23 protein-coding genes and 1 pseudogene are annotated in these 23,065 nt (G+C 74.9%); 14 read left to right on the top strand and 10 right to left on the bottom strand.

Annotated elements, in window-relative coordinates; all coding sequences use genetic code 11:
• The first annotated feature begins 52 nt into the window (after positions 1-52).
• From VGH76_RS03950 to VGH76_RS03935, 4 genes and pseudogenes are all read left to right on the top strand, one after another.
• Positions 53-1,044, top strand: a pseudogene (locus VGH76_RS03950) (ATP-binding protein).
• Positions 1,045-1,059: 15 nt separating this feature from the next.
• Positions 1,060-1,458, top strand: a complete 399-nt coding sequence (locus VGH76_RS03945) for an SCO5389 family protein (RefSeq protein WP_331555308.1) — start codon at positions 1,060-1,062, stop codon at positions 1,456-1,458.
• Between the two features lie 189 nt (positions 1,459-1,647).
• The gene (locus VGH76_RS03940) at positions 1,648-2,670 is read left to right on the top strand and encodes an ABC transporter ATP-binding protein (protein ID WP_331555307.1); all 1,023 of its coding nucleotides are present in this window, start codon (positions 1,648-1,650) and stop codon (positions 2,668-2,670) included.
• A complete protein-coding gene (locus VGH76_RS03935) occupies positions 2,667-3,473 on the top strand; it encodes an ABC transporter permease (protein ID WP_331555306.1) in 807 nt (268 codons plus the stop codon). The genes VGH76_RS03940 and VGH76_RS03935 overlap by 4 nt, the downstream gene beginning before the upstream one ends.
• Before the next feature lie 248 nt (positions 3,474-3,721).
• On the opposite strand, the gene VGH76_RS03930 is transcribed toward VGH76_RS03935, so the two are convergent.
• Both VGH76_RS03930 and VGH76_RS03925 read right to left on the bottom strand, forming a co-directional pair.
• A complete protein-coding gene (locus VGH76_RS03930) occupies positions 3,722-4,687 on the bottom strand; it encodes a hypothetical protein (protein ID WP_331555305.1) in 966 nt (321 codons plus the stop codon).
• On the bottom strand, positions 4,684-5,256 hold the full coding sequence (locus tag VGH76_RS03925; RefSeq protein WP_331555304.1) for a sigma-70 family RNA polymerase sigma factor: 573 nt from the start codon (positions 5,254-5,256) through the stop codon (positions 4,684-4,686). The genes VGH76_RS03930 and VGH76_RS03925 overlap by 4 nt, the downstream gene beginning before the upstream one ends.
• A gap of 836 nt (positions 5,257-6,092) precedes the next feature.
• Here VGH76_RS03925 and VGH76_RS03920 point away from each other — a divergent pair.
• The 3 genes from VGH76_RS03920 (at position 6,093) to VGH76_RS03910 (ending at position 9,426) form a co-directional block, all read left to right on the top strand.
• Positions 6,093-7,928, top strand: coding sequence for an ABC transporter ATP-binding protein (locus tag VGH76_RS03920; RefSeq protein WP_331555303.1), 1,836 nt, complete (start codon positions 6,093-6,095; stop codon positions 7,926-7,928).
• Positions 7,929-8,086: 158 nt separating this feature from the next.
• Complete coding sequence (locus tag VGH76_RS03915; RefSeq protein WP_331555302.1) at positions 8,087-9,004, top strand: serine/threonine-protein kinase; 918 nt, start codon at positions 8,087-8,089, stop codon at positions 9,002-9,004.
• 2 nt (positions 9,005-9,006) lie between these two features.
• Positions 9,007-9,426: a hypothetical protein gene (locus VGH76_RS03910; RefSeq protein WP_331555301.1), complete on the top strand. Its 420-nt coding sequence runs from the start codon at positions 9,007-9,009 to the stop codon at positions 9,424-9,426.
• Here the strand turns inward: VGH76_RS03910 and wrbA are convergent.
• The gene (gene wrbA / locus VGH76_RS03905) at positions 9,417-10,022 is read right to left on the bottom strand and encodes an NAD(P)H:quinone oxidoreductase (protein WP_331555300.1); all 606 of its coding nucleotides are present in this window, start codon (positions 10,020-10,022) and stop codon (positions 9,417-9,419) included. The genes VGH76_RS03910 and wrbA overlap by 10 nt on opposite strands.
• A 107-nt stretch (positions 10,023-10,129) precedes the next feature.
• Here wrbA and VGH76_RS03900 point away from each other — a divergent pair, with 107 nt between their 5' ends.
• Both VGH76_RS03900 and VGH76_RS03895 read left to right on the top strand, forming a co-directional pair.
• Positions 10,130-11,500 carry a PucR family transcriptional regulator gene (locus VGH76_RS03900; RefSeq protein ID WP_331555299.1) on the top strand — a complete coding sequence of 457 codons (1,371 nt, stop codon included), beginning with the start codon at positions 10,130-10,132 and terminating at the stop codon, positions 11,498-11,500.
• Positions 11,497-13,446 carry a homocysteine S-methyltransferase family protein gene (locus VGH76_RS03895; RefSeq protein WP_331555298.1) on the top strand — a complete coding sequence of 650 codons (1,950 nt, stop codon included), beginning with the start codon at positions 11,497-11,499 and terminating at the stop codon, positions 13,444-13,446. The genes VGH76_RS03900 and VGH76_RS03895 overlap by 4 nt, the downstream gene beginning before the upstream one ends.
• An 18-nt stretch (positions 13,447-13,464) precedes the next feature.
• On the opposite strand, the gene VGH76_RS03890 is transcribed toward VGH76_RS03895, so the two are convergent.
• The 3 genes from VGH76_RS03890 to VGH76_RS03880 all read right to left on the bottom strand — a co-directional run bounded on the left by VGH76_RS03890 (position 13,465) and on the right by VGH76_RS03880 (position 15,276).
• The gene (locus VGH76_RS03890; RefSeq protein ID WP_331555297.1) at positions 13,465-13,662 is read right to left on the bottom strand and encodes a hypothetical protein; all 198 of its coding nucleotides are present in this window, start codon (positions 13,660-13,662) and stop codon (positions 13,465-13,467) included.
• A gap of 150 nt (positions 13,663-13,812) precedes the next feature.
• Positions 13,813-14,607 carry a tyrosine-protein phosphatase gene (locus VGH76_RS03885; protein ID WP_331555296.1) on the bottom strand — a complete coding sequence of 265 codons (795 nt, stop codon included), beginning with the start codon at positions 14,605-14,607 and terminating at the stop codon, positions 13,813-13,815.
• Positions 14,608-14,634: 27 nt separating this feature from the next.
• Complete coding sequence (locus VGH76_RS03880; RefSeq protein ID WP_331555295.1) at positions 14,635-15,276, bottom strand: TetR/AcrR family transcriptional regulator; 642 nt, start codon at positions 15,274-15,276, stop codon at positions 14,635-14,637.
• A gap of 98 nt (positions 15,277-15,374) precedes the next feature.
• Here VGH76_RS03880 and VGH76_RS03875 point away from each other — a divergent pair, with 98 nt between their 5' ends.
• Positions 15,375-16,691, top strand: a complete 1,317-nt coding sequence (locus VGH76_RS03875) for an FAD-dependent oxidoreductase (protein ID WP_331555294.1) — start codon at positions 15,375-15,377, stop codon at positions 16,689-16,691.
• Here the strand turns inward: VGH76_RS03875 and VGH76_RS03870 are convergent.
• Both VGH76_RS03870 and VGH76_RS03865 read right to left on the bottom strand, forming a co-directional pair.
• Positions 16,675-17,070, bottom strand: coding sequence for a VOC family protein (locus VGH76_RS03870; protein WP_331555293.1), 396 nt, complete (start codon positions 17,068-17,070; stop codon positions 16,675-16,677). The genes VGH76_RS03875 and VGH76_RS03870 overlap by 17 nt on opposite strands.
• Before the next feature lie 55 nt (positions 17,071-17,125).
• Positions 17,126-18,460: a cytochrome P450 gene (locus VGH76_RS03865; protein WP_331555292.1), complete on the bottom strand. Its 1,335-nt coding sequence runs from the start codon at positions 18,458-18,460 to the stop codon at positions 17,126-17,128.
• 126 nt (positions 18,461-18,586) lie between these two features.
• On the opposite strand from VGH76_RS03865, the gene VGH76_RS03860 reads away from it, so the two are divergent.
• Positions 18,587-19,759: an isochorismate synthase gene (locus tag VGH76_RS03860; protein ID WP_331555291.1), complete on the top strand. Its 1,173-nt coding sequence runs from the start codon at positions 18,587-18,589 to the stop codon at positions 19,757-19,759.
• A 31-nt stretch (positions 19,760-19,790) separates the two neighbouring features.
• Complete coding sequence (locus tag VGH76_RS03855) at positions 19,791-20,504, top strand: RluA family pseudouridine synthase (RefSeq protein WP_331555290.1); 714 nt, start codon at positions 19,791-19,793, stop codon at positions 20,502-20,504.
• A 44-nt stretch (positions 20,505-20,548) separates the two neighbouring features.
• Here the strand turns inward: VGH76_RS03855 and VGH76_RS03850 are convergent, their stop codons facing one another.
• Positions 20,549-21,010: an SRPBCC family protein gene (locus tag VGH76_RS03850; RefSeq protein WP_331555289.1), complete on the bottom strand. Its 462-nt coding sequence runs from the start codon at positions 21,008-21,010 to the stop codon at positions 20,549-20,551.
• A gap of 63 nt (positions 21,011-21,073) precedes the next feature.
• Here VGH76_RS03850 and VGH76_RS03845 point away from each other — a divergent pair, with 63 nt between their 5' ends.
• Both VGH76_RS03845 and VGH76_RS03840 read left to right on the top strand, forming a co-directional pair.
• A complete protein-coding gene (locus tag VGH76_RS03845; RefSeq protein ID WP_331555288.1) occupies positions 21,074-21,595 on the top strand; it encodes an O-acetyl-ADP-ribose deacetylase in 522 nt (173 codons plus the stop codon).
• A 69-nt stretch (positions 21,596-21,664) separates the two neighbouring features.
• Positions 21,665-22,003, top strand: coding sequence for a L,D-transpeptidase (locus VGH76_RS03840; RefSeq protein WP_331555287.1), 339 nt, complete (start codon positions 21,665-21,667; stop codon positions 22,001-22,003).
• Here the strand turns inward: VGH76_RS03840 and VGH76_RS03835 are convergent.
• The gene (locus tag VGH76_RS03835; protein ID WP_331555286.1) at positions 21,969-23,018 is read right to left on the bottom strand and encodes an alpha/beta hydrolase; all 1,050 of its coding nucleotides are present in this window, start codon (positions 23,016-23,018) and stop codon (positions 21,969-21,971) included. The genes VGH76_RS03840 and VGH76_RS03835 overlap by 35 nt on opposite strands.
• Between the last annotated feature and the right edge of the window lie 47 nt (positions 23,019-23,065).

Genomic DNA, 23,065 nt, shown 5'->3' with positions numbered 1-23,065 from the left:
TTTCCGTCTCCCGGCACGGAAACGCACGCACACGCCGGAGGCGAACCCCTCCATCGATAACGACAATCGTTGTCGTCTAGGGTCTCGCCCCGTCAAGATCGCCTTCGTCGGCAAGGGCGGCAGCGGGAAGACCGCGCTCGCCTCGCTGTTCGCCCTCCGCGCGGCCGGGACCGGGGCCCGGTGCTCGCGCTCGACGCCGACATCAACCAGAACCTCGCCGGCGCGCTCGGCGCCCCGCCCGACGTCGCGGCGCGCCTGCCCACGCTCTCCGGCCACGTCGACGTCCTCAAGGAGTGGTTGCGCGGCACCAACCCGCGTGTGCCGGCCGCGGACCAGATGATCAAGACAACCCCGCCGGGCCGCGGCTCGCGGCTGCTGCGGGTCGTCGAGCGCAACCCGGTCTACGACGCGGCCGTGCGGGAGGTCGTCCCTGGGGTCCGGCTGGGGCTCGCGGGTGCGTTCGACGACGCCGACCTCGGGGTCGCGTGCTTCCACGCCAAGACCGGCGCCATCGAGCTGCTGCTCGGCCACCTCGTCGACGGCCCCGACGAGTACGTCGTGGTCGACATGACCGCGGGCGCCGACGCGTTCGCCTCCGGGCTGTTCACCCGCTTCGACCTCACCGTGCTGGTGTGCGAGCCGACCGCGCGCGCGGTCGGTGTCGTGCGCCAGTACGCCGGCCACGCCCGGGAGTTCGGGGTGCGCCTCGGCGTCGTCGGGAACAAGATCGCCGAGCCCGACGACGAGGCGTTCCTGCGGGACGCGCTGGCCGACGTCGACGTCCAGCTGCTCACGTGCGTCGGCGCCTCGCGCCATGTGCGGGCCGGCGACCGCGGCGGCGACCGCGCGATCGCGGGCCTCGAGCCGGACAACGCGGCCGCCGTCGACGCCGTGCGTGCCGCCCTCGACGCCGTCCCCCAGGACCGGGCGCGGTTCCACGCCGACACCGTCGCCCTGCACCGCCGCAACGCCCGCGCCTGGGGCGGCACCCACCTGCTCGACCAGATCGACCCCGAGTTCGTCCTCTCCCCCGTCCAGTCCTGATCACCGGAGGGCCCCGTGTCCCTCGAGGTCTCCCCCGACCTGCTCGCCGCGGCCCATCGCGGTGAGGTCGACGACGACGCCCTCGTCGGCTGCATCCGCGAGTCCCTGCCCTACGCCTGGGAGGTGGTGTCCTCGGCCGCCGGCGCGGGCCCGGTGCCCGGCTCGCCGACCGTGCACGAGGTCCCGCCGCCCTCGGAGGCGGCGCGGGGCGAGCTGCTGCGCGCGCTGGCCTCGGACGCGATCCGCGGCGGGCTCGAGCGGCACTTCGGGGTGGTGCTCGCCTTCCAGAACTGCCACCGGGTCGCGGCGTTCTCCCCGGAGGGGGTCGAGGGCGCCGACGCGGACACCTTCGACGCGTTCGTCTCCCCGTGCGGTCAGCTGCTCAACCAGAGTCCGGAGCTGCGCGACTGCTGACCCCGGCCTGGTCTCGACCGAAGGGCACCCTCGCTCGGATAGATCGTCGAGGGGCGCCCTCGGCCGCAATCGGGGTCGCTGAGCCGGCTTGACCTCAACGGTGCTTCACGTTCGAGGCTGGGCTGCATGACCGCCCCGACGAGGAATCGACATGCCCCGCCCCCGGACCCGCCGGTAGCGTCGCGGCACGTGTCCACCGAGACCCGGGTCGCGCGCCCGGACAGCTCCGCGCCCGAGGCCGCCCCGCCGGCCGTCGAGGTGGCCGACCTCGTCAAGCGCTACCCCAAGGCCCGCAGCAACGCCGTCGACGGCATCTCGTTCGCCGTCGCGCCCGGCGAGGTGTTCGGGCTGCTCGGCCCCAACGGCGCGGGCAAGACCACCACGATCGGCGTCCTCACCACCCGCGTGCGCAAGACCGCGGGACGGGCCACCGTCGCCGGCATCGACGTCGCGGCCGACCCGGTCGCCGCGCGGGCGGTGCTCGGCGTCGAGCCGCAGCGCCCGAACCTCGACCGCTCCCTCGACGCCCGCGCCAACCTCGTCTGGCATGCCGCCTACCACGGGGTGCCGCGGGCGCAGCGCGGTCCGCTCGCCGACGAGCTGCTGGAGCGTATGGGGCTGGCCGACAAGGCCACGACCAACCCCGACGAGCTCTCCGGCGGCCAGGCCCAGCGACTGATCATCGCGCGGGGCCTCATGCACGACCCACAGGTGCTCTTCCTCGACGAGCCCTCCACCGGGCTCGACCCGCAGGCGCGGTTGTTCGTCCACGACCGCGTCGCCGAGCTCGCCGCGAGCGGCGTGACGATCGTGCTGACCACCCACGACATGGACGAGGCCGCGAAGCTCTCCGACCGGGTCGGCATCGTCGACCACGGGCGGCTGCTCGCGCTCGACACGCCGGCCGCGCTCGTCGCGGGGCTGTCGGGCTCGGCGACGGTGGACCTCGACGTCGTCGGGCCCGAGCCCGCGGCCCTGCGCGAGCGGCTCGGCGCCGTCCGCGGCACCGCCGGCGTGGAGATCCTCGACCCCGGCTCCGGCCCCGGCGGTGCGGTGCGCCTGCGCGCCCGCGTGGACGGCGAGGCGGGCGCCGCGCTGCCGGGCCTGCTCGACGAGGTCGCGGCCACGGGCGGCCGGGTCCTCGACGTCGGGCTGGGGGAGCCGACCCTCGAGGACGTCTTCATCGACCTCACCGGACGGGGACTGCGATGACCACGCTGACGACGACGCCGGTCGCCCGCCGCGTCTCCACCGGGCGGGCCTTCCTGGGGGTGCTCGGCCGCGACGTCGCGGTGACCGGCCGGGAGTTCGGGAGCTTCCTGTCCCAGGTGCTCGTGCAGCCGTTCTTCCTGCTGTTCGTGTTCGGCAAGGTGCTGAGCCAGCTCGGCTACATCGCCCCGGGCTACGCCCAGCTGCTGCTGCCGGGCCTGCTCGCGCTCAACGCGTTCCTCGTCGCGGTGCAGGCCGTGGCGCTGCCGCTGGTGATCGACTTCAGCTATACCAAGGAGATCGAGGACCGGCTGCTCGCGCCGCTGTCGACGCGGATGGTCGCCGTCGAGAAGATCGTGTTCGGGGCGATCCGGGGGCTCATCGGCTCCCTGGTGATGATCCCGGTCGGCTACCTGGTGCTCGACCGGGTCACGTGGCAGACCGGCGGGCTCCCGGAGTCCGCGCTGCTGCTCGTGCTCGGGGCGCTCGCCGGGGGCGCGGCGGGGCTGGTCATCGGCACCGCGGTCTCCCCGCGGCGGATCAACATCGTGTTCGCCGTCGTGATCACGCCGTTGCTGTTCACCGGCTCCACCCAGTTCCCGTTCCTGCAGATCTCCTCGCTGCGGTGGTTCCAGGTGATCTGCGCGCTCAACCCGATCACCTACGTCGCGGAGGGCCTGCGCGGGGCGCTCACCCCGCAGATCCCCCACCTCCCGGGCTGGCTGTGCTTCGCGGCGCTGGTGGTGGCGTGCCTGCTGTTCGGGGCGATCGGGATCCAGGGCTTCGTCCGGCGGGCGCTGGACTGACCCCACCCACCACGCGCAGTCAGACCGCCGGGAGCGACGGAGCCGCCACGTCCGGGTGGGAAGTCTCCGATGATCACCGCGCTCGGAGCGCCGCCGTGGCGCGCGGTGCCGGACCTCCGGGCCGTGCCCCGTAGCCCCTGACGAACCCGGTCGCAGCGGGGCGTCGTTGCTCGGGTGCTCGGCGGCGCCCTTCTCCGAGGCCGCTCCACCGTCACGCATCGACCATCCGCTCGGAGGGTCGTGGTGGATCAGTAATCAGCGAGGTCGGCGGTGGCGTAGGGCGTACCGGTCGGATCGGTGAGCTGCGCCCGAGTGAGGTCGTAGGGGTCCTCGGACACGGGGCCGGCCCAGGCGCCGTAGCCGTCGGTGACGGTGAGCGTCGCGACCCCGCGGGTGGTCCCCTGGGCGTCGAGGAGCTGGACGCTCAGGACGACGGCCCCCGGAGGCGTGCTGTCCCGGTCGTGGTCGAGGACCACGTAGATCCAGGTGGGGTCGCCGGGGAGTTGGCCGGGGTGGGCATAGATTTGTCCCACCGCCTCCGGGCCCCGCGTCAGGGGGGCGTGCAGGACGGAGCCCACTGCGGGCGGCGTCGTGCTCCCCGGGAGGGGCGCGGACGAGACGGCAGGGGGTGAGACATCGACGAACCCGATGGTCCCCCCGACCACGCCGAGCACGACGACGATCGCGATCAGCGCGGTGCGGCCGATGTAGCGATGCCAGTGGGGGACGGGGCGGTGGCGTCGGGCACCCCCAGGCGGGGGAGGGAGCGTGCCGTCCGGGTCGGGGAGCCGCCACCGGAGCGCCGTCCGCCGGCCGCCGATGCCCGACCGACGTCGTCCGGCGACCTCGTCGCCGTGAGAGGTGTCCTCGCGGTCTGCGCTGTTCACCACCACGGTCAGGCCGTCCGACGGGTGCGGCCCTCGGGGTGGCGGAACGGCATCGACCATCCAGAGCGTGTCCGCATCGAGGTCGTCGTCACGACGGTGGCGCTCGAGGCCGGCCAGGACGCGGTCGTCGAACCCGGCGGGCGGCTCGATCGCGGGAAGTCCCACGACCAGAGCGTCGGCGACCTCGGTGTAGTCCCGCAGCACCCGGCGACATCCCTGGCAGTGCTGCAGGTGATCGATGAGCTGCACGCGCTCGCGGCCGTCGAGGTCGGTCACCGCGTACTCGGCGGCCAGACCCCGGTAGCGCAGACAACCCTGGTCGGTCACGGTCGGTGAGCTTCCGGAGTCGGCTCGCCGGAGGGCTCCGCCAAGCGCTCGCGCAGCCTGCCCATCGCGGTCCGCAGCCGGGTCTTCGCGGTCCCGACCGGGACGCGCTCGTGATCGGCGATCTCGCGAGCGGTGTAGCCGTGGACCCCCGCGAGCACGACGGCCCGGGCCTGCTCGACGGGCAGGGTGCGGAGCGCGGAGCGCAGCGGCGCTGCCGCGGCGATCCAACGCGGGTCGCCGGCAGCCGCGCCGCCGCGCTCATCGCCGAGGAGGTCGGCCAGGACGAGCGGGTCGGTGGGGGTGGGCGACGAGCGGCGGGCGGTGTCGATGGCCTCGTGGCGGGCGATGCCGGCCAGCCAGACGTGCACGCTCCCGCGGCGGCTGTCGAAGGTGGCGGCGTGCCGCCAGGCTTGCTCGAAGGTGCGCTGGGCGACGTCTTCGGCCACCGTCCGGTCGCCGAGCACGCTCAGGGCGACGCCGAAGATCACCGACTGGAACCGGCGCACGAACCGCACGCTGAGCGTCGGATCTCCGGCACCGAATCCGGCAAGCAGCATCTCGTCGCTCATCTCCGTCGAATCGCTCTTTTCATGCGATCTCGATTTCCCCCGCCCCCACCTGTCCATGACCTGGGTGATAGGGGAGGACGGTGATCGAAGGATTGCTTTCCGTGTCACGATGGGGACACGATTCCCGCGCCACCGGTCGCTTTCGCCCGGAAGACTGTTCGGGTTCGTCTGGCCGGTCCAGAGCGAGATCCGGTTAAGAATCGGGTGAGGAGGCGCGTGCGGGTCGGCCGGACAGGGCCTCCTCCTGATTCTCGTCGTGCTGATCCGTCCGAGTGAATATGGGGAAGCGGGCAATCCCCACGGCGAGATCGACTCCTATTGAGGGTGAGGCGGTGAACGGAGATCGTCGCCCAGATGAACACGGAGGGGAGTCACTCATGATTCTCGGCAAGTTCGACCCGTTCGAGCGGGCACAGACCGGCTGGGGCCGCGGCGGCACCAACCGAGGCCACGGCACGAACCGAGGCCACGGCACCAACAACCGACGCCACGGCACGCGCCGGTGAGCTGATCCGGGCTCTGTGGTGGTCCCCGGGCCCGGGGCCATCGCACTGCGCGGGGGCCTCATGCAGGCGGTGAGGTCCCCGCTGCCGCGGCGACGCAGACAGCGAGGGCCATGAGGGCGGGAGGTCGGCGAGCGGACCGACCAGTTGAGGGTGAGCGTGGGTGGGGGTTGTGTGACGACCGAGGGTCAAGGCGTGGTGTCGAACCCGTCGACGGCGCCATCCACGGAGACGATCGGCGCGTCGGCCGCGACAGCCCCCAGTCAGGTCTCGGCTGAGGCGACCGCGAGTTCGGAGGCGTCCGCCGTTCCCGATCCGCCGCGGGCGCGGCAGATGAGTATCCCGGCGATCTTCCGGTTCTTCTGGCCCGCGACCCGCGCTTACCGGGGCCGTCTCGCGGCCGGCCTCGTGCTGGTGATGATCGGGCCGCTGCTGGACACCGCCCAGATCTGGATGCTCAAGCTGTTCATCGACGACGTGCTGGTCCCGCGCAGCTTCACGCTGTTCCCGGTGATCGCCGCGGCGTACCTGGCACTCGGTCTCGGTCAGGGAATCGGTGCCTACGCCGACGAGTGGCTGACCAACTGGTTGGGCGAAAGATTCGTCCTCGATCTGCGCACCCGGTTGTTCCACCACCTGCACGGCCTGTCGGTGGACTTCTTCGACCGTCGCCACCTCGGGGACACGCTCTCCCGGTTGACCAGCGACATCGACCAGATCGAGCAGCTGGTGCTGTCGGGCCCCACCGACACCCTCGCCTACGGATTCCAGATCCTCTTCTTCGCCGGGGCGCTGTTCTACCTGAATTGGCAGCTCGCGCTCGCCACGCTGCTCGCCGCGCCTCTGTTCGGGCTCGCCGCGCGCTACTTCAACGCCCGCATCAAGGAGGCCTCGCGCGAACAGCGGCGCCGATCGGCGACGATCACGGCCGCCGCCGAGGAGAGCCTCGCCAACGTCGCCCTGGTGCAGGCGTACCACCGCCGCGCGGCCGAGACCGCCCGCTTCCACCGGGAGAACCTCGCCCGCTTCGCCGCCGAGATGGTCGCCACCCGGCTGCGGGCGATCTTCCAGCCGTTGATCGACTTCCTCGAGGTCATCGGCGTGGTGCTCGTCATGGCCCTCGGGCTGTGGGAGCTCCAGCAGGGTCGGATCACCCTCGGCGGGCTCCTGGTCTTCATCACCTATCTCAGCCAGCTCTACAGCCCGGTCAAGGGCGTCGGGAAGCTCTCCGGGCGGGTCTATGCCGCGAGCGCCAGCGCCGAGCGCATCGTGGAGGTCCTCGAGACCCGACCCGAGATCACCGAACCGGCCCGGCCACGGACGCTGCCCGCCCCCCGGGGCGAGATCAGCTTCGACGACGTGTGCTTCACCTACCACCAGTCGCTCCGGCCGGCCCTCACCCAGGTCACCCTGTCCGCCCGGCCCGGTCAGACCCTCGCCGTCGTCGGCGCGAGCGGAGCCGGGAAGTCCACGATCGGGAAACTCCTGCTCCGCCTGTACGATCCCGACAGCGGCCACGTCCGGTTGGACGGGGTCGATCTGCGCGAGCTCAGCCTCACGACCCTGCGCGACACCGTCGCCGCGGTCCTGCAGGAGACGCTCGTGTTCGACGGCACCGTCCGCGAGAACCTGCTCTGGAGCCGCCCCGACGCGTCCGAGCACGAGATGATCGAGGCTGCCCGCGCCGCCGACCTCCACGAGTTCGTCACCGAGCTGGCCGAGGGCTACGACACCCGGGTCGGTCAACGGGGCCGGTTGCTCTCCGGCGGCCAACGCCAACGCCTCACGATCGCCCGGGCCATGATCCGCAACCCGCGGGTGCTGCTGCTCGACGAGCCCACCACCGGCCTCGACGCCGCCACCCGCGCACGCATCCTCGGGCCGCTGCGACGCCTCATGGCCGGGCGGACCACAGTGGTCATCTCGCACGACCTGCTCACGGTCGCCGACGCGGACCAGATCGTCGTGCTCGACGGCGGGCGGGTCACCGGGCGCGGTACCCACGCCGAACTGCTGGCCGGCGACCCCGGGTACGCCGAGCTCTACCGCCTGCACGATCCCGACCACCGCGTCGGCCCGGCCGAAGTCCCCCTCGCTCCGCCGCTCGATCTCGACCGAGCCCGACCCGGCGGGTGGCACCCCCGTCCCAGCACCGTGGAGTCGACATGAGCCCCGTCGCCCTCCGGGCGCCCGAGCGCCGCGACGCTCCCGCCACGCCCGCCTCCGGTCGCCCGGAGGCGTCGCCCCCGAGCCGCCCGGACGCGACGGGCGGCTCGGAAGTGACACCCGAGGACGACGGCCCCCCGCCCCGCGCACCGGGGTGCGAGATGGCCCCGGGATACGTGGTCGTCGAGCACGTGCAGCGCGGCCGGGAGCTCGACTGCTACGAGATCTGGAGCACCGACCGACGCTGCCGGTGCTTCGCGAAGGCGCTGCGCTCCGACCGGCTGACCGACCTCGGTGCGCGGGGCGACCTGGACACCGAAGCGCAGGTGCTCCTGGCCCTGACACACCCGCACATCGTGCGTGCCTACGCCTACCTCGAGCCCGGCCTCAGCGAGCGGCACCCACCGGTGCTCGTCCTCGAGAACCTGCCCGGCGCAACCCTCGCGGCCCTGCTCGCGTCCCCGGCGAGCACGGTGGAACGCGACGACGACGGCTCCCGACGACGTGGAGGGCGACTCGGTGCCGTCGATCTGGGCCACCTGGGCCAGCACCTGTGCTCCGCGCTGGGCTACCTGCACGCACAGGGCTACCTGCACCTCGACGTCAAACCCAGCAACGTCATCGCCAGCCAGGGGATCGCCCGCCTCATCGACCTCGGCCTGGCCCGATCTCCCGGTCTCGGGACACCCGGAGCCGGCACCCCCGGCTACATGGCCCCGGAACAGCTCGCCGGCGAGCCCCTCACCGCTGCCACCGACGTCTGGGGCCTCGGCCTGGTGCTCTACGAGGCCGCCACCGGCTTCGCGCCCTTCGAGGTCCCCGACCCCCACCTGTCCGGCCGCTGCCCCGACACCCTCACCCGCTACGAGTCCCGGCTCGACCGTCCCGCGCCGGCACTGCGCGCTCGTCGACGGCTGCCGCGCCGGTCCGCCACCACCATCGACGCCTGCCTCGCCCGCGACCCGGGGCGGCGGCCCACGCTCGACCAGCTCGCGGACGCGCTCAACGAGCTCACCGGCCGCCCGGACCTCATCCGCCACCCGACCCCAGCCGGCCAGCCGTGCACCGCGAGGGAGTAGCCATGACCGGGACCACCACCACCGCACCGCAACGCACCACCGCCGGCACGGCGACATTGCACACCCTGCAGGTCCTGGGCGTCCTCTCGGTGCTCTCCCTGGTGTGCCAGGCCGTCACCGCCGGCCAGCTCTTCCCCCGGGGTGGCCCTGTCGAGCTCCACGCGGACGGCGCCGTCGTGTTCCACGTGCTCACCGGGCTGACGGCCGTCGCCGCCGGACTGCACCGGCGCGCCACCCGCGGCCCCAGGTGGCCCACCGTGCTCGCCGCGCTGGTGTTCGTGCTGTCGTTCGTGCAGGCCTGGTTCGGCGACCGCGGCACCCTCTTCGTGCACGTCCCCGGCGCGATCGTGCTGACCATCGGGACCGTGTGGGTCGCCGCCTGGACCTTCACCTCCGGGGCCTGTCGCCCAGGTCATCCCTGATCGACGGCAAGCTTGGCAGCCACCTGCGCGAGGCGCGCCCCCTGCACCCGGGCCGCCCCCAGCGCGTCCTCGTCCGGCGCCGCCGACTTCCGCGACACCCACGACGCGCCGTAGGGGTTCCCCGACTCCATGAGCGACGGGTCCGCGGCGTAGCCGAGCGGCATGATGATCGTGCCCCAGTGGTAGAAGACCATGTTCATCGCGACGATGGTCGCCTCCAGCCCGCCGTGCCCGGTCGAGGCCGACGTGAACGACGTCCCGACCTTCGACGCGAGCTTGCCCTGCGCCCACAGGCCGCCGGTGGTGTCGAGGAACGCCTTGAGCTGCTCGGCCGCGGCGCCGAACCGGGTCGGGCTGCCGAGCGCGATCCCGTCGGCCCACTCGAGGTCGTCGAGGGAGGCCACGGTGTCGTAGGGGTTGTCGTCCACCCACGCCTTCCAGCGACGGTTGGCCTCGATCGCCTCCCGCGGCGCCCGCTCGGCCACCGGACGCACCCGGACCTCGGCGCCGGCGCCGCGGGCCCCGTCGGCGAGTGCCTCGGCGAGGGCGGCGACGTTGCCGGTGGCGGAGTAGAAGACGACGGCGATCCGGGCCAACGGGAACCTCCGGGGAGGGGGAGCGACGGTGTCGGCCTCACCCTCTCGCGGTCATCTCCCGCGCGCGTGCGCAGGACCCGGCGGGTGCGGTTCGGCACACTGGTCGGGTGGCGACGACGGGTCGGTTCCCCCCGGGGCGGCCGGCCGGTCCCGTCCGGGCAGTCCCGACGACGCCGAGGCCCGCGTCGCCGGGCGCCGGGACCGGAGGCACCGAGGCGCTGCGCGGCCTCGTCGTGCTCCACCGGCGGCTGTCCGCCCTCGCGACCGCCCATGACGCCGGGCCCGCCGCCGTCGTCGCGCTGCTCGCCGCCGAGCTCGGTGCGGTCGCCGGCGTCGCCGGGCCGGCGCCCGAGCACGCCGTGCTCGCCGCGTGCGCCCCGGGCGTCGACGAGGGTCGCGCGGCGGCGGTGCTGCGCGCCGAGGTGGCCGGTGCTCGGGGTGGCCGGGTCCTGGCGGCCGCGGCCCGGGGTGGCCGTGCGCTGCGGGTGCCGGGCAGCGGCACCTGGGTGCGCGTGGTGGTGCCGGTGGTGGTGGGCGGCGAGACGGCCGCGTTCCTGCTGGCCGAGGAGGACCCGGCCCGCCGCGAGCGTCCCGCCGCCCTCGACGGCGACGACGTCCTGCTCCTGGCCGCGGAGCACGCCGCCACGATCGTCGGGGTGCTCCTGGGGCGGGAGCGGGTGCTCGCGGCCGCCGCCGGCCACGTCCGCGACGACCTGCTCTCCGGTCTGCTGCTGGGCCGGACGCGCTCGGCGGCCGAGGCGACGCAGTGGGCCGAGCACGTCGGTTTCACCGCCGGGGTCGCGCACCGCGTGCTCGTCGTCGTGCCCAGGGCGGGCGAGCCGGCGGTCGTCGACCCGGCGGACCCGGGCCGGCCGTCGCTGCTCGCCGAGGCCCGCGACCGGCTGGCGCGCCTCGTCCCCGGCGTCCTGGCCGTCGTCCGCGACCGCGAGGTCGTCGCGCTCGTCCCGGCCTCCGCCGACCCCGTCGCCGTCGGGACCGCCACGGCCACCGCGCTCGCGCGCGGCACGGGCGGGGAGTGGCCGGTGACGGTCACGCTGGGACGGGAGGTCGACGACGTCGCCGGGCTGCCCCGCTCCTACGAGCAGGCCCGCCGCACCGTGGAGGCCGCCCGGCGGCTCGGCCGGGAGGGCCGGCTGCTGCGCTTCGACGACCTCGGGGTGCACCGGCTGCTCCTGCAGGTCCCCGACCCCGAGGACGCCCGCGCGTTCGCCCGCGAGGTCCTCGGGCGCCTGGCCGACGACTCCTCGGAACGCACCGTCGAGCTCGTCCGCACCCTCGCCCGGTACTTCCGCGAGGACGGCAGCCCGCAGCGCACCGCCAAGGCGCTCTCGGTGCACCCCAACACCGTGGGGTACCGGCTGCGGCGCGCCGAGGAGCTCTCCGGGCTCGCCCTCGAGCACTACCAGGACCGTCTCGCCGCGCAGGTCGCCCTGGAGATCCTGGGGTGGATGGAGTGAGCGGGATCGCCGAGGAGCTCGCCGCCCGCCCGCTGCTGGGCGACGGCGCGATGGGCACCCTCGCCCAGGCCACCGGCGCGCGGCTCGAGGGCGCCGGCAGCGAGCTCGCGCTCGTCGCCCCCGAGCTGGTCGGGGCCCTGCACCGTCGCTACCTCGACGCCGGCGCCGAGGTGCTGCAGACCCACACCTACGGGGCGAGCCGGCTGCGCCTGGCCCGCCACGGGCTCGGCGGCCGCGTCCGGGACGTCAACCTCGCCGCGGCCCGGTTGGCCGTGCAGGTCGTCGAGGATGCCGCCCCTGGGCGGCCGGTGTTCGTCGCCGGGTCGGTGTCCCCGGCGACCTCGCCGCGGACGCCGGGGCCCGTCGACCCCGCCGGGGTCCGGGCGGCCGTGCGCGAGCAGGTCGCCGCCCTGGTCGCGGGCGGGGTCGACCTGCTCGTGCTCGAGACCTTCGCGCACGCCGACGAGCTCGCCGAGGCCGTCGAGCTGGCCCGCGAGGAGAGCGACCTGCCCGTGATCGCCCAGGCCACGTTCGTCGACGAGGACGGCGCCCCGGTGACCACCCACGGGGAGACCCCCGAGCAGGTCGCCCACGTGGTGGGGGCGTTGCGGCCCCTCGCCGTCGGGTCGAACTGCACGCTCGGACCGCAGGGCCTGCTCGCGGTGGTGCGGCGGATGGCGGCGTCCGTCCCCGAGGGGGTGCTGGTGAGCGGGCTGCCCAACGCCGGCCTGCCGCACGTCGTCTCGGACCGCTCGGTGCGCTTCGCCTCCGACACCGCGCATTTCGGGCGCTACGCCGCGCACTACGTCGCCGCCGGCGCCCGGCTCGTCGGGGGCTGCTGCGGCACCACCCCGGCGCACGTGGCGGCCGCCGCGGCCGCGCTCGCCGAGACCCCGGAGCCGCTGGTGCGCGAGCCGGTGGCGGCGCCGGCCCGGCCCGTCGTCACCGTCGGCCTCGGGGCGGTGCCCGGCCCCCTCCCCGACCTCGACGCCGACCGCCCGTCGCCCGCCGCCGGGAACGGCTCGGCGCCCGAGCCGCGACGGGGCGTCCTGGGACGCTGGCTGGACGGGTCGCGCCGGCCGCCGCTGCTGGTCGCCGAGGTGGGCGGGACCGGGGCGGACGACCTCGAGGCCGGCCTCGCGCGCGGCCGGGGGGCGCTCGGCGCGGGCGCCCAGGTGCTCTGGGCCGGGCGCGAGCGATCCCGGCGGCCGCGCACCACGGCCGCCGCCGTCGCCGCCGGCCTGCACGAGACCGCCGCGGCCGACGTGATGCTCACCGTGACCAGCTGGAACACCAGCCGGATGGCGTTGCAGGCCGACCTGCTCGGGCTCGACGCCCTGGGGATCCACGCGCTCGTGTGCGAGACCGGGAACCCGCCGGTGCACGCCGACCGCCCGGTGCGCGACGGGGTGTGGGAGGTGGACGGGCTCGGCCTGGTCGAGCTCGCGACCTCGCTCGCCCGGGGCGTCGACCCCGACGGTTCCGCGTTGCCGGTGGCGTGCCCGTTCCGGGTCGGGGTGCGGGTCGCGCCCGGCGCCGACGACCTCGACCGCGAGCTCGACCGGGTCCGCGCGAAGATTCGGGCGGGTGCGGAGTACCTGGTCACCCGCCCGGTCTACGAGCTCGATCGGCTGCGGCGGGTCCGGGCCGGTCTCGCCGGCGAGCGGGTGCCGCTGCTCGTGACGGCGGCCCCGCTGTCCGGCTTCGCGGAGGCCGAGCAGCTGCGCCACGAGGTGCCCGATGTCGTGCTGCCCGAGGCCGTGCTCGCGCGCGCCCGCCGGACGGGCGAGGACCCGGCCGTCGGCCTGGACCTCGCCGCGGACCTCGTGGCGGAGGCGGTCGCCGACGGGCTCGTGGACGGCGTCGTCGTCCGCCGCCCCGGCGCGCCCGAGCGGCTCGCCGAGGCGGTGGCGCGGCTCGGCGCGGCCCTGCCGGCGCGGTCCTGACGGGTCACACGACCCGGCTCAGACGGCGACCGGCTCGATCGCCACCGGGCGCGGGACGCCGGTCGCCCGGACCGCGGCGCGCAGGTGCGCGACGGTCTCGCGGAGGTAGGTGACCTCGCGGGTCAGGGACGCCACGGTCTCCCCGGCGAAGTCGTAGGACAGCTCCTCGGGCATGACCACGACCCCACAGCAGGGGCAGGTCGCGGGCGTCGTCATCGGGTCCACCTTCTCGGATCGGCGGGGCGTCGTCCCCGGGCACCGGGGAGATCACCTCCCAGTCTCCCGACGGGCCCGCGACGCGGCACTGTCCCGCGCGACAGCGTTGGTGGCCCGCGCCTTGTGGTCCGGCACAGCCGCCCGGCGACGCTAGGCCGGTTGGGTCACGAGCACCTTCCGCCACTGCTCCACCCGCTCGTCCGCCACGCCCGCGGCGGCCGCGACCCGCTCCGCGCCGTCGCCGTCGAGCCGGTCGAGGACCCCGAGGATCTCCTCGCGCCGCACCCCGACCTCACCGGCCGGGACCGCCCCGGGTCGCAGCGCCCCGCGCCGTTCCAGACGCCGCTGCAGCCCGACGCGCCGGGCGTTGGTGCGCGAGAAGTCGGCGTCGACGGCCGCCCGCGTCACCCCGGCGAGCCGGAGCAGGAGCGCGACCGCGACGCCGGTGCGGTCCTTGCCCGCGGCGCAGTGCACGAGGACCGGGTGGGGTCCGTCGACGACGGCGTCGAGCACCGTCGGCAGCCAGCTGTGCGCCGCGTCGAGGAGGCCGAGGTAGAGCTCGCCCGGGGAGAGGCGGTCCTTGCGCCCGCGGCTGAGCAGGTCGGGGGCCAGCGCGTCGACCATCGGGAGGTTCACCCATCGGGTCGTCGCCGCCGGGAGCGGGTAGGGGTGGTCGAGCTCGCGGTCGCTGCGCAGGTCGATCGCCACCCCGGGGGGCCACGCGAGCCCCGCCGGCCAGCCCGGCGCCGTCGGGCCGTCGTCGGCGAACGGGGCGTCGCCGCGCAGCAGGATCCCGGGCCGGGTGCGCCGGCCGTCGATGGTCGGCAGGCCCGCGAGGTCGCGGATGTTCGTCCACGGCGGGCCCGGCGGCACGTGGGTCTCGAGGTCGCGGACGTTGCGGGCCTCACGGCGCAGCCGGCGCAGGCGCCGCAGCGGGTTCCTCACGGCTCCCGATCCTCGCACCGCGCGCGCTCAGACCGGCTGCTCGGAGCGTGGCGTCCGACTCAGCAGCGTGTGCACCGCCCGCACGAAGCCCGCGACGTCGTCGAGCCCGAAGGCCTGGCGCTGCAGGATGAAGCCGGGCAGCAGGGCCATGACCACTCGGGCACCGTCGTCGGGGTCGAGGTCGGCGGGCACGGCCCCGCCCTCGCGGCCGCGGCGGAGCACCTCGGCCATGCGGGAGCGGACGGCGTCGAACCCGGCCGCCGCCCGCTCGCGGAGGGACTCGTGGCGCAGCAGCTCGCTCCAGGCCTGCACCCCGCAGCGGGCCAGCTCGTCGGTCGGGACGACCTCGCCGGACGGGAGGGTGATCGTGTCGCCGCCCAACGGCCCGACCACGGCGGCGACGATGTCGCCCACGCTCGGCGGCCCCGTCCCGCCCCCGCTCGCCTCGATCCGGCCCGCCATCACGCCGAACGCCTGGCCCGCGATCTCCAGGATCACGTCGTCCTTGCTCGGGAAGTACCGGTAGAAGGCCCCGGCGGACATCCCGGCCTCGCGGGCGATGTCGGGCATCGAGGTCTGGTGGAAGCCGTCCCGGGCGAAGCAGCGTCGGGCAGCGGCGACGATCTCGCGTCGTCGGGCCTCCCGGCGCTCCTCGGTGATGCGTGGCACGGCGTCCTCCCTTCCGTGAACGAACATTCGCCTTGACGTGCGGCGAGCTCGGCTCCACCATAGTGAAAGAGCGTTCACGGAACGAGGAGGCGGTCACCATGACCCGGGAGACGACGTCGAGGACGACCTGCTGCGTCGTCGGGGGCGGGCCGGCCGGGATGATCCTCGGTCTGCTGCTGGCGCGGGCCGGGGTCGAGGTCACCGTGGTGGAGAAGCACGGCGACTTCCTGCGCGACTTCCGCGGCGACACCGTGCACACCTCGACGCTGACGCTGCTCGACGAGCTGGGCCTCTGGCCGCGGTTCGCGCAGCTGCCCTACCGCGGGCTGACCAAGGCCACGATCCGGCTCGACTCGGGCGACGTGGACTTCGCCGACATGGGCCGGCTGAACGCGCCGCACCCCATGGTCGCGATGGTCCCGCAGTGGCACCTGCTCGACATGCTCGCGACCGCGGCGGAGGAGGAGCCGACCTTCACGCTGCGGATGCGCACCGAGGTCACCGGGGCCGTGCGCGACGACGCCGGGCGCGTGACCGGGGTCCGGCTGGCCGACCGCGCCGAGGACGGCTCGCTCGGACCGGAGTCCCTGCTCGCCGCCGACCTCGTCGTGGCGTGCGACGGGCGCGACTCCCGCCTCCGGGCCGAGTCCGGCCTGCCGCTGCGCCGGTACCAGGTGCCCCTCGACGTCGAGTGGTTCCGCGTCCCGCGGCGGGACGGGGACCCCGAGGGCGGACTGGGACGGGTCGGGCGCGGGCGGTTCATGGTGTTCCTCGACCGCGGCGAGTACTACCAGTGCGCGCTGATCATCGGGAAGGGCACCGACGCCCGGCTGCGCTCGGGGACGGTCCAGGGGCTGCGCGATCTCGTCGCCGGCATGAACCCGTGGATGGCGGGCCGGCTCGACGCGATCGGTTCCTGGGACGACGTGAAGCTGCTCTCGGTCACGCTGGACCGGCTCGAGCGGTGGTCGGCGCCGGGGCTGCTCTGCATCGGGGACGCGGCGCACGCGATGTCCCCGGTCGGCGGGGTCGGCATCAACCTCGCCATCCAGGACGCGGTGGCCGCCGGCCGCGCGCTGGCCGGTCCGCTGCGGACCGGGGATGCGGAGTCGGTGGCGCGCGCGGCCAGGTCGGTGCAGCGTCGTCGCACCTTCCCGACGCTGGTCACCCAGACGCTGCAGGACCTCGCGCACCGGCGGGTCGTCGCGCCGCTGCTCGAGTCGGAGGCCGTTCCCGACCAGGCGGACACCGAGGTCCCGTTCCCGATCCGGCTCATCGAGCGCTTCCCGGTCCTGCAGTGGATCCCGGCCCGGCTCGTCGGGGTCGGAGCACTGCCGGAGCACGCGCCGGACTTCGCGCGCCGGGCGCCCATGCCGGTGCGGGGCGCGGAGCCGGTGGTCAGCCCGCGAGCATGAAGAACTCCAGCGCGTTGCCGTCCGGGTCCTTCACCGAGAGCGCCAGGCCGTAGTCCGCCTCGACGATGCCGCTGTGCTCGATGCCGACCGCGTCGAGGTGGTCGCGCCAGGCGGCGACCGCGTCCGGGTCGGCGCAGCCGAAGCCGACGTGGTCGAGCCCGACGCGGGCCGGGTCGAACCGGTCGCCGTCGGGGGCGCCCTCGTGCTGGGTGAGCCCGAACAGCTGCCCGTCGGCGAGGGCGAACACCCGGCGCTGGAAGGGCCCGTCGGCGAGCGTCATCGCGGGCCCGGTGCCGAACAGCAACGTGTAGAAGGGCTCGCTCACGGCGAGGTCACTCACGGACATCGCGATGTGGTGGATCGCGGGGATGGCAGGCATGCGGTCACCGTGGCCCTTCGGCCCCGACAGCGACACCCCCGTCCCGGTCGTTCGGTCAGGCCGCCACCGGGAACGTCCGCGGGCCGCGCAGGATCGTCGCCGTCTTCGGGACCGCCCGTCCGGTTGGACGCAGGCCCGGCATCCGCTCGGCGAGCATCCGCAGCGCCACCTCGCCCTCGAGCCGGGCGAGCGCCGCGCCGAGGCAGTAGTGCGCCCCGCCCGAGAACGCCAGGTGCGGCGTCGTCTGCTCGCGGCGCAGGTCGAAGCGGTCCGGGTCGGGGTGGGCCTGTGGGTCACGGCCGGCGGCCGCGATGAGCACGAGGACGCCCCAGTTCCGGCGGAACGTCACCCCGGCGAGCTCGGTCTCCTCGTGCGCGATCCGGGCGGTCAGCTGCACCGGCGGGTCGTAACGGAGCGTCTCCTCGACCGCGCCCGCCGCGAGCGTCGGGTCCTCGACGAGTGCCTCCCACTGGCCCGGCGTGGCCTGCATCGCACGAACGGCGTTCCCGACGAGGTTGGTGGTCGTCTCGAAGCCCGCGACCAGTAGCAGCTGGGCCAGCGACACCAGCTCGTCGAGCGACATCTGCCCGGCGTCGAGGGCCTCGACCAGCCCCGACACGACGTCGTCGCCGGGGTCCGCGCGCCGCCGGTCGACGAGGTCGGTGAACAGCTCCCGGGCCTCGGCGGTGGTGCGGGCGAGCTCGTGGGCGTGCGACACCGAGCGGACCCCGTCCAGCGCCGTCGCGAGGGCCCGCCCCCAGCGTGCGAACCGGTCGGCGTCCACCGAGGGGATCGCGAGCAGCCGGGCGATCACCGTGATCGGCAGCGGCGCGGCGAGGTCGCGGACCAGGTCGAACCGGCCGCGCACGGCGGCGTCGTCGAGCAGCCCGGCCGTCACCTCCTCCGCGATCGCGCGGTACTGCTGCAGCCGGCGGGGCGCGAACGTCGGTGCGGCGAGCCGGCGCAGCCGGGTGTGGTCGGGTGGGTCCATCCCGAGCAGGGACAGGTCGACCGGCTCGAGCAGCGACGCCTCGGCGTCGTCCGACGGTCGAGCTCCCCTATCGGCGTGCTCCCCTGTCTGCTTCGTCTCCGCCTCCGGCGCGAAGGGCGGGCGGCCGTCGGCGAGGCGCACCCCGAAGCGCCGGTCGCGCAGGACCTGCTCGCACAGCGCGTGCGTGCCGACCGCCGAGAGCCCGACCCGGCTCCGCGCGAGCCCCTCGCCGCGGATCGCCGCGTAGGTCGGGTACGGGTCCAGCCGCCACGGCTTGTGCATGAGCCGCGCCACCGGGTCGCCCCGCACGGCAAGCGCCAGGCCCGCGAGCCGCATCGCGGTGATGCGCCCGCCGAGCGCGAGGTCGTCCCGGAGAGAACTCGCGGAAGGCAGGGCCATGGAGGGCGACACCTCTCGGGGATGCGGTACGGCTCACGTGGCCGGTCCGGGCAGACCGGGCGACAGTGGTCATGTAGTCGTCGTCCACGATGCCACCGTGGGAAGGGCCGGGAGGGAGTCGACAGGGTGACCAGCGAGGGCGCGGTCGATCTGCTGGGCGAGGCCACCGCGGATGGCGGGCCGTCCGGTGACCCCGCGGCGCTCCTCGCCCGGTGGCGCCCCGGCCGCGGGACCTGGTTCTCCGGCCCCCGCGGCGGGCTCCTGGCGCGCGGCGCATCGCGGCGCCTCGAGCACCCCGACGACGTCGGCGACGTGCTCGCCGAGGCGTCGGCCCTGGGCCGGGAACCGGCCCTCGTCGTCGGGGCCCTGCCCTTCGACCCGGCCGAGGACGCCGCGCTCGTCGTGCCACGCGCGGTGACCTGGTGCCCCGCCCTCGGCCGCGCCGTCCCGGTGCGGCCGACCGGCGGTCCCGGACCGGGCTGGGGCGCGCGGGCCGTGCCGGAACCGGGCGGCTACGAGGCGATGGTCGCCGACGCGCTGCGGCGGATGGCCGACGGCGACCTGGAGAAGGTCGTCCTCGCCCGCGTCCTCGACCTCGACGCGGACACCGCCATCGACCAGGCCGCCATGCTCACCGGCCTCGCCGCCCGCGACCCGTCCGGCTACGTCTTCGCCGTCGACCTGCCCGCCGACGGTCCGCCCCGCACCCTCCTCGGCGCGAGTCCCGAGCTGCTGATCTCCCGCCGCGACGGCGAGGTCGTGGCGAACCCCCTCGCGGGCTCCGCGCCGCGGCGCAGCGCCCCGGCCGACGACGAGGCCACCGGCGCCGCGCTGCTCGCGTCGGCCAAGGACCGCCACGAGCACGCGCTCGTCGTCACCGACGTCGCGGGCGCCCTCGGCGGCGTGTGCGACGACCTCGACGTCCCCGACGAGCCCTCACTGGTCCGCACCGACGCGATGTGGCACCTGTCCACCACGATCCGCGGGCGGTCCCCGCGCTCGGCCCTCGACCTGGCCCGGGCGCTGCACCCCACGCCCGCCGTGGGCGGGGTGCCCCGGGCCGCGGCGGCGCGGGCCATCACCGAGCTCGAGCCGTTCGACCGCGACTTCTACACCGGCATGGTCGGCTGGACCGACGCCTCCGGCGACGGCGAGTGGGTCGTCGCGCTGCGCTGCGGCGAGGTCTGCGGGCGGTCCGCGCGGCTCTACGCCGGCGCCGGGCTGGTGCCTGCCTCGGTGCCCGCGGCCGAGCTGGCCGAGACGACGGCGAAGCTGGAGACGATGCTCGCCTCGATGTGAGCGTCGCAGCGTGCCCGTCACACTGGGTGCCGTGGACTGGGCGGAGCTGCGGGCGGGCCGGGCACGGTACGAGGACGACGCGCTCCTCGTGCTCGACAAGCCCGCCGGCTGGTCGGTGATGGGGGAGCGGCACGACACCGACCTCGTCCGCCTCGCCGCCGACGACGGCGAGAAGCTCTGGCCCGCGCACCGCATCGACAAGGTGACCAGCGGGGTCGTCCTCTTCGCGAAGGACCTCGCCCACCACGGCGACCTCACCCGCCAGTTCAACCGGCGCACCGTCGAGAAGACCTACCTCGCCATCACCGCGACGACGGGCCTGCCCGAGCGCGGCCGCATCGAACTGCCGCTCTCGGTCGGGCGGAAGAACCGGGTGCGGATCGCCGCGCCGCGGGAGGCGATCGAGCGCCGTGACGACGTCTGGACCGTCCCCGACGACGCCGTCGGGGAGGGCAGCGCCTACCCGAGCACGACGACGTTCGAGCGCCTCGAGGAGACCGACGGCGCGACGCTGCTCGCGGTGCACCCGCTGACCGGCCGGCGCCACCAGATCCGGGTCCACCTGGCCTGGATCGGGCACGCCCTCGTCGGCGACCCGCTCTTCGACAAGCACGCCACGACCCGGACCGGCCTGCACGCGCACTCGCTGACCTTCGACGCGCCCGACGGGCAGCGGCTCACCGTCACCGCAGAGCCGGACGCGGAGTTCCTTTCCCTGAGGGCGCTTCGCGCTCGTGAGCACTGATCCGCCCTCTAGCGCGGATTACTGCGCACGAGGCCGAAGGCCACCTATGCCAGCGCCTCCGCCAGCAGGTCCAGCGAGGCCGCGAGCCCGTCCGCGTCGATCACCGGGAAGTACTTCAGCATCTCCGGGTCGGTGACCCCGGACCAGTCGTAGGTCAGCGTCACCCGGGTGCCGTCCCCGACGGGCTCGAGCCGGTAGACCCAGGTGTGGCCCGCCATGGGCTCGCCCGGCGAGGCGGGTCCCCACCCGAGGGCGGTGTCGGGCTCGTAGACGATGACGTGGTTGTCCATCGTGTAGTCGCCGAAGAGCTCGTTGTGCATGTCCATCGTGAACACGTCCCCGAGCTCCTCGATCACGAGGTGGGTCCGCGAGGCCCGGACCATGCCCGAGGCATCGAGGTCGGGGTGTCGGTCGGGGTCGGCGAGCAGCGCGAACGTGCGCTCGGGCGGCGCGTCGATCGTCCGTGACACCTGGATGCTGCGGTCGGTCGTCTGCGCGGACGTCATGGCTCGCATCGTGGCACGAGCCCCGGCGCATGCCACGCCACGGCCGGGGGTAGACGTGCCGCCGTGGGAGCACGCATCACGCTCGTCCGGGGCGACATCACCACCCAGGAGGTCGACGCGATCGTCAACGCCGCGAACTCCACGTTGCTCGGCGGCGGCGGGGTCGACGGGGCGATCCACCGTGCGGGCGGTCCGGCGATCCTCGAGGCCTGCAGGGAACTGCGAGCGACGATGCTGCCGGACGGCCTGCCGACCGGGCAGGCGGTCGCGACGACCGCTGGGAGGCTCCGCGCGACCCACGTCATCCACACCGTCGGGCCGGTGTTCGCCAAGCGGGAGGACCGGTCCGGGCTGCTCGCCTCGGCCTACCGCGAGTCGTTGCGGGTGGCCGACGAGGTCGGGGCGCGCACGGTCGCCTTCCCCGCCGTCTCGGCCGGGATCTACGGCTGGCCGATGGACGACGCGGCGCGCATCGCGGTGCGGACCGTGACCGTCACCTCGACCGACATCGAGGAGGCCCGCTTCGCGCTGTTCGGCGACGAGGCCTACGAGGCCTTCTCCCGGGCGGTCCAGGCGTTGGACTGAACGATCCAACCTGTCCGGCATCCTGCCTCGTCGTCGCAACCGTCCCGATTCCCCGTCGTTGTCCGGTTCGTGCGCGCCCCGCGGGCAGCGGTGGTGCGCACGCCGGCGTGGCTGCTCGACGGGCAGGGGCGGGTCGTCCACGGCCCAGTCGCCGACTCGCACGGCGGGAAGGGCCACGAGACGCCGGTCGGTGACTTCGTGGTGCAGCGCAAGGACCGCTACCACGTCAGCCGGGAGTTCGAGGGCGCGAAGATGCCCTACGCGGTCTTCTTCGACGGCAACGGCCGGGCGTTCCACCAGGGCACGCTCGACCGGCAGTCCGCCGGGTGCGTGCGGCTGGAGGAGGCGGCCGCGAAGCGGTTCTTCGAGTTCCTCAACCCGAACGACCGGGTGCAGATCGTTCCCTGACGGCGGGCGCGGCGGGCGCGGCGGCCGCGGCGGGCGCCGCCTCGGCCCCGATCTCGGCGCGCACCGTGTCAGCGACCTCCCAGGCCGCCTGGTGGGCGACGGCGGGCAGCAGGCGCGGCATCGAGATGTAGCCGTGCGGCGCACCCTGGTACTCGGTGTGCCGCACGGCGACGCCGGCGCGGCGCAGCGCATCGACGTAGAAGGTGCCGTGGTCGCGCAGTGGGTCGTGCTCGGCGGTCTGGACGACGGCGGGCGGGAGGTCCGTGAGGTCCGCGCGCAGCGGGGAGGCGTACGGCACCGTCCCGTCGGCCCCGGCGAGGTAGAGGCGGACGAAGCCGCGGATGTCCGAGGCGTCCAGGATCGGCGCGAACGGGATGGCGCGCTCGGAGGGGAGCACGTCGATCATCTCCGTGCCGGGGTAGACCAGCGCCTGGACGCCGACGGCCGGGGCGTCCTCGCCGCGGCGGCGCGCATCACGGGCCATGAGGCAGACGACGGTGGCGAGGTTTCCGCCGGCGCTGTCGCCTATGACGCCGATCCGCGTCGCATCGATGCCCCAGCGGCCCGGCTCGGCGGCCAGCGCGGCGGTCGCGGCGTACGCGTCCTGGGCCGGGACCGGGAACGGGTGCTCCGGTGCCAACCGGTAGTCGACCGACACCACGACCGCCCCGGAGAGCAGCGCCACCTGCCCGCAGAACCAGTCAGACTGGTCGAGGTCGCCCTGCACGTAGCCGCCACCGTGGAAGTTCACGACGAGCGGGGCGGGCACGGTCGCCGTCTGCGGCGGCCGGTAGACGCGGACGGGCAGCACCGCCTCCGGCGTCGTGACGACGGTGTCCTCGACGACCACGCGCCGGTCGTGGCTCCCGACGATCGCCCGCCCCGCCGGGCCCGCCTGGATGCGTCCGGAGCGCTGGCGGGCGGCGGGCACCTCCTCGGGCGGCAGGTCGGCGACGGAGCCGCCGAGGCGGGCGCGGAGGAAGCCGAGGGCCCGGGCGCGGAGGGGGAGACGCACGGTCCGGAGCCTAGGTGAGCTCCGCGCACGTGAGCACGGATCCGTCG

The sequence above is a fragment of the Actinomycetospora sp. genome, assembly GCF_036497585.1.
Classification (GTDB): Bacteria; Actinomycetota; Actinomycetes; order Mycobacteriales; family Pseudonocardiaceae; genus Actinomycetospora.
Note: the sequence above shows the minus strand (reverse complement) of the source record. Positions and strands in the feature narration are given on the sequence as shown.

What these genes read in the sequence shown, in the direction of transcription:
- VGH76_RS03875 (WP_331555294.1), top strand. Translation starts at nt 15,375, where the DNA reads ATGACCCGGGAGACGACGTCGAGGACGACCTGCTGCGTCGTCGGGGGC.
- VGH76_RS03935 (WP_331555306.1), top strand. Translation starts at nt 2,667, where the DNA reads ATGACCACGCTGACGACGACGCCGGTCGCCCGCCGCGTCTCCACCGGG.
- VGH76_RS03865 (WP_331555292.1), bottom strand. Translation starts at nt 18,460, where the DNA reads ATGGCCCTGCCTTCCGCGAGTTCTCTCCGGGACGACCTCGCGCTCGGC.
- VGH76_RS03925 (WP_331555304.1), bottom strand. Translation starts at nt 5,256, where the DNA reads ATGAGCGACGAGATGCTGCTTGCCGGATTCGGTGCCGGAGATCCGACG.
- VGH76_RS03910 (WP_331555301.1), top strand. Translation starts at nt 9,007, where the DNA reads ATGACCGGGACCACCACCACCGCACCGCAACGCACCACCGCCGGCACG.
- VGH76_RS03920 (WP_331555303.1), top strand. Translation starts at nt 6,093, where the DNA reads ATGAGTATCCCGGCGATCTTCCGGTTCTTCTGGCCCGCGACCCGCGCT.
- VGH76_RS03870 (WP_331555293.1), bottom strand. Translation starts at nt 17,070, where the DNA reads ATGCCTGCCATCCCCGCGATCCACCACATCGCGATGTCCGTGAGTGAC.
- VGH76_RS03915 (WP_331555302.1), top strand. Translation starts at nt 8,087, where the DNA reads ATGGCCCCGGGATACGTGGTCGTCGAGCACGTGCAGCGCGGCCGGGAG.
- VGH76_RS03890 (WP_331555297.1), bottom strand. Translation starts at nt 13,662, where the DNA reads ATGACGACGCCCGCGACCTGCCCCTGCTGTGGGGTCGTGGTCATGCCC.
- VGH76_RS03850 (WP_331555289.1), bottom strand. Translation starts at nt 21,010, where the DNA reads ATGACGTCCGCGCAGACGACCGACCGCAGCATCCAGGTGTCACGGACG.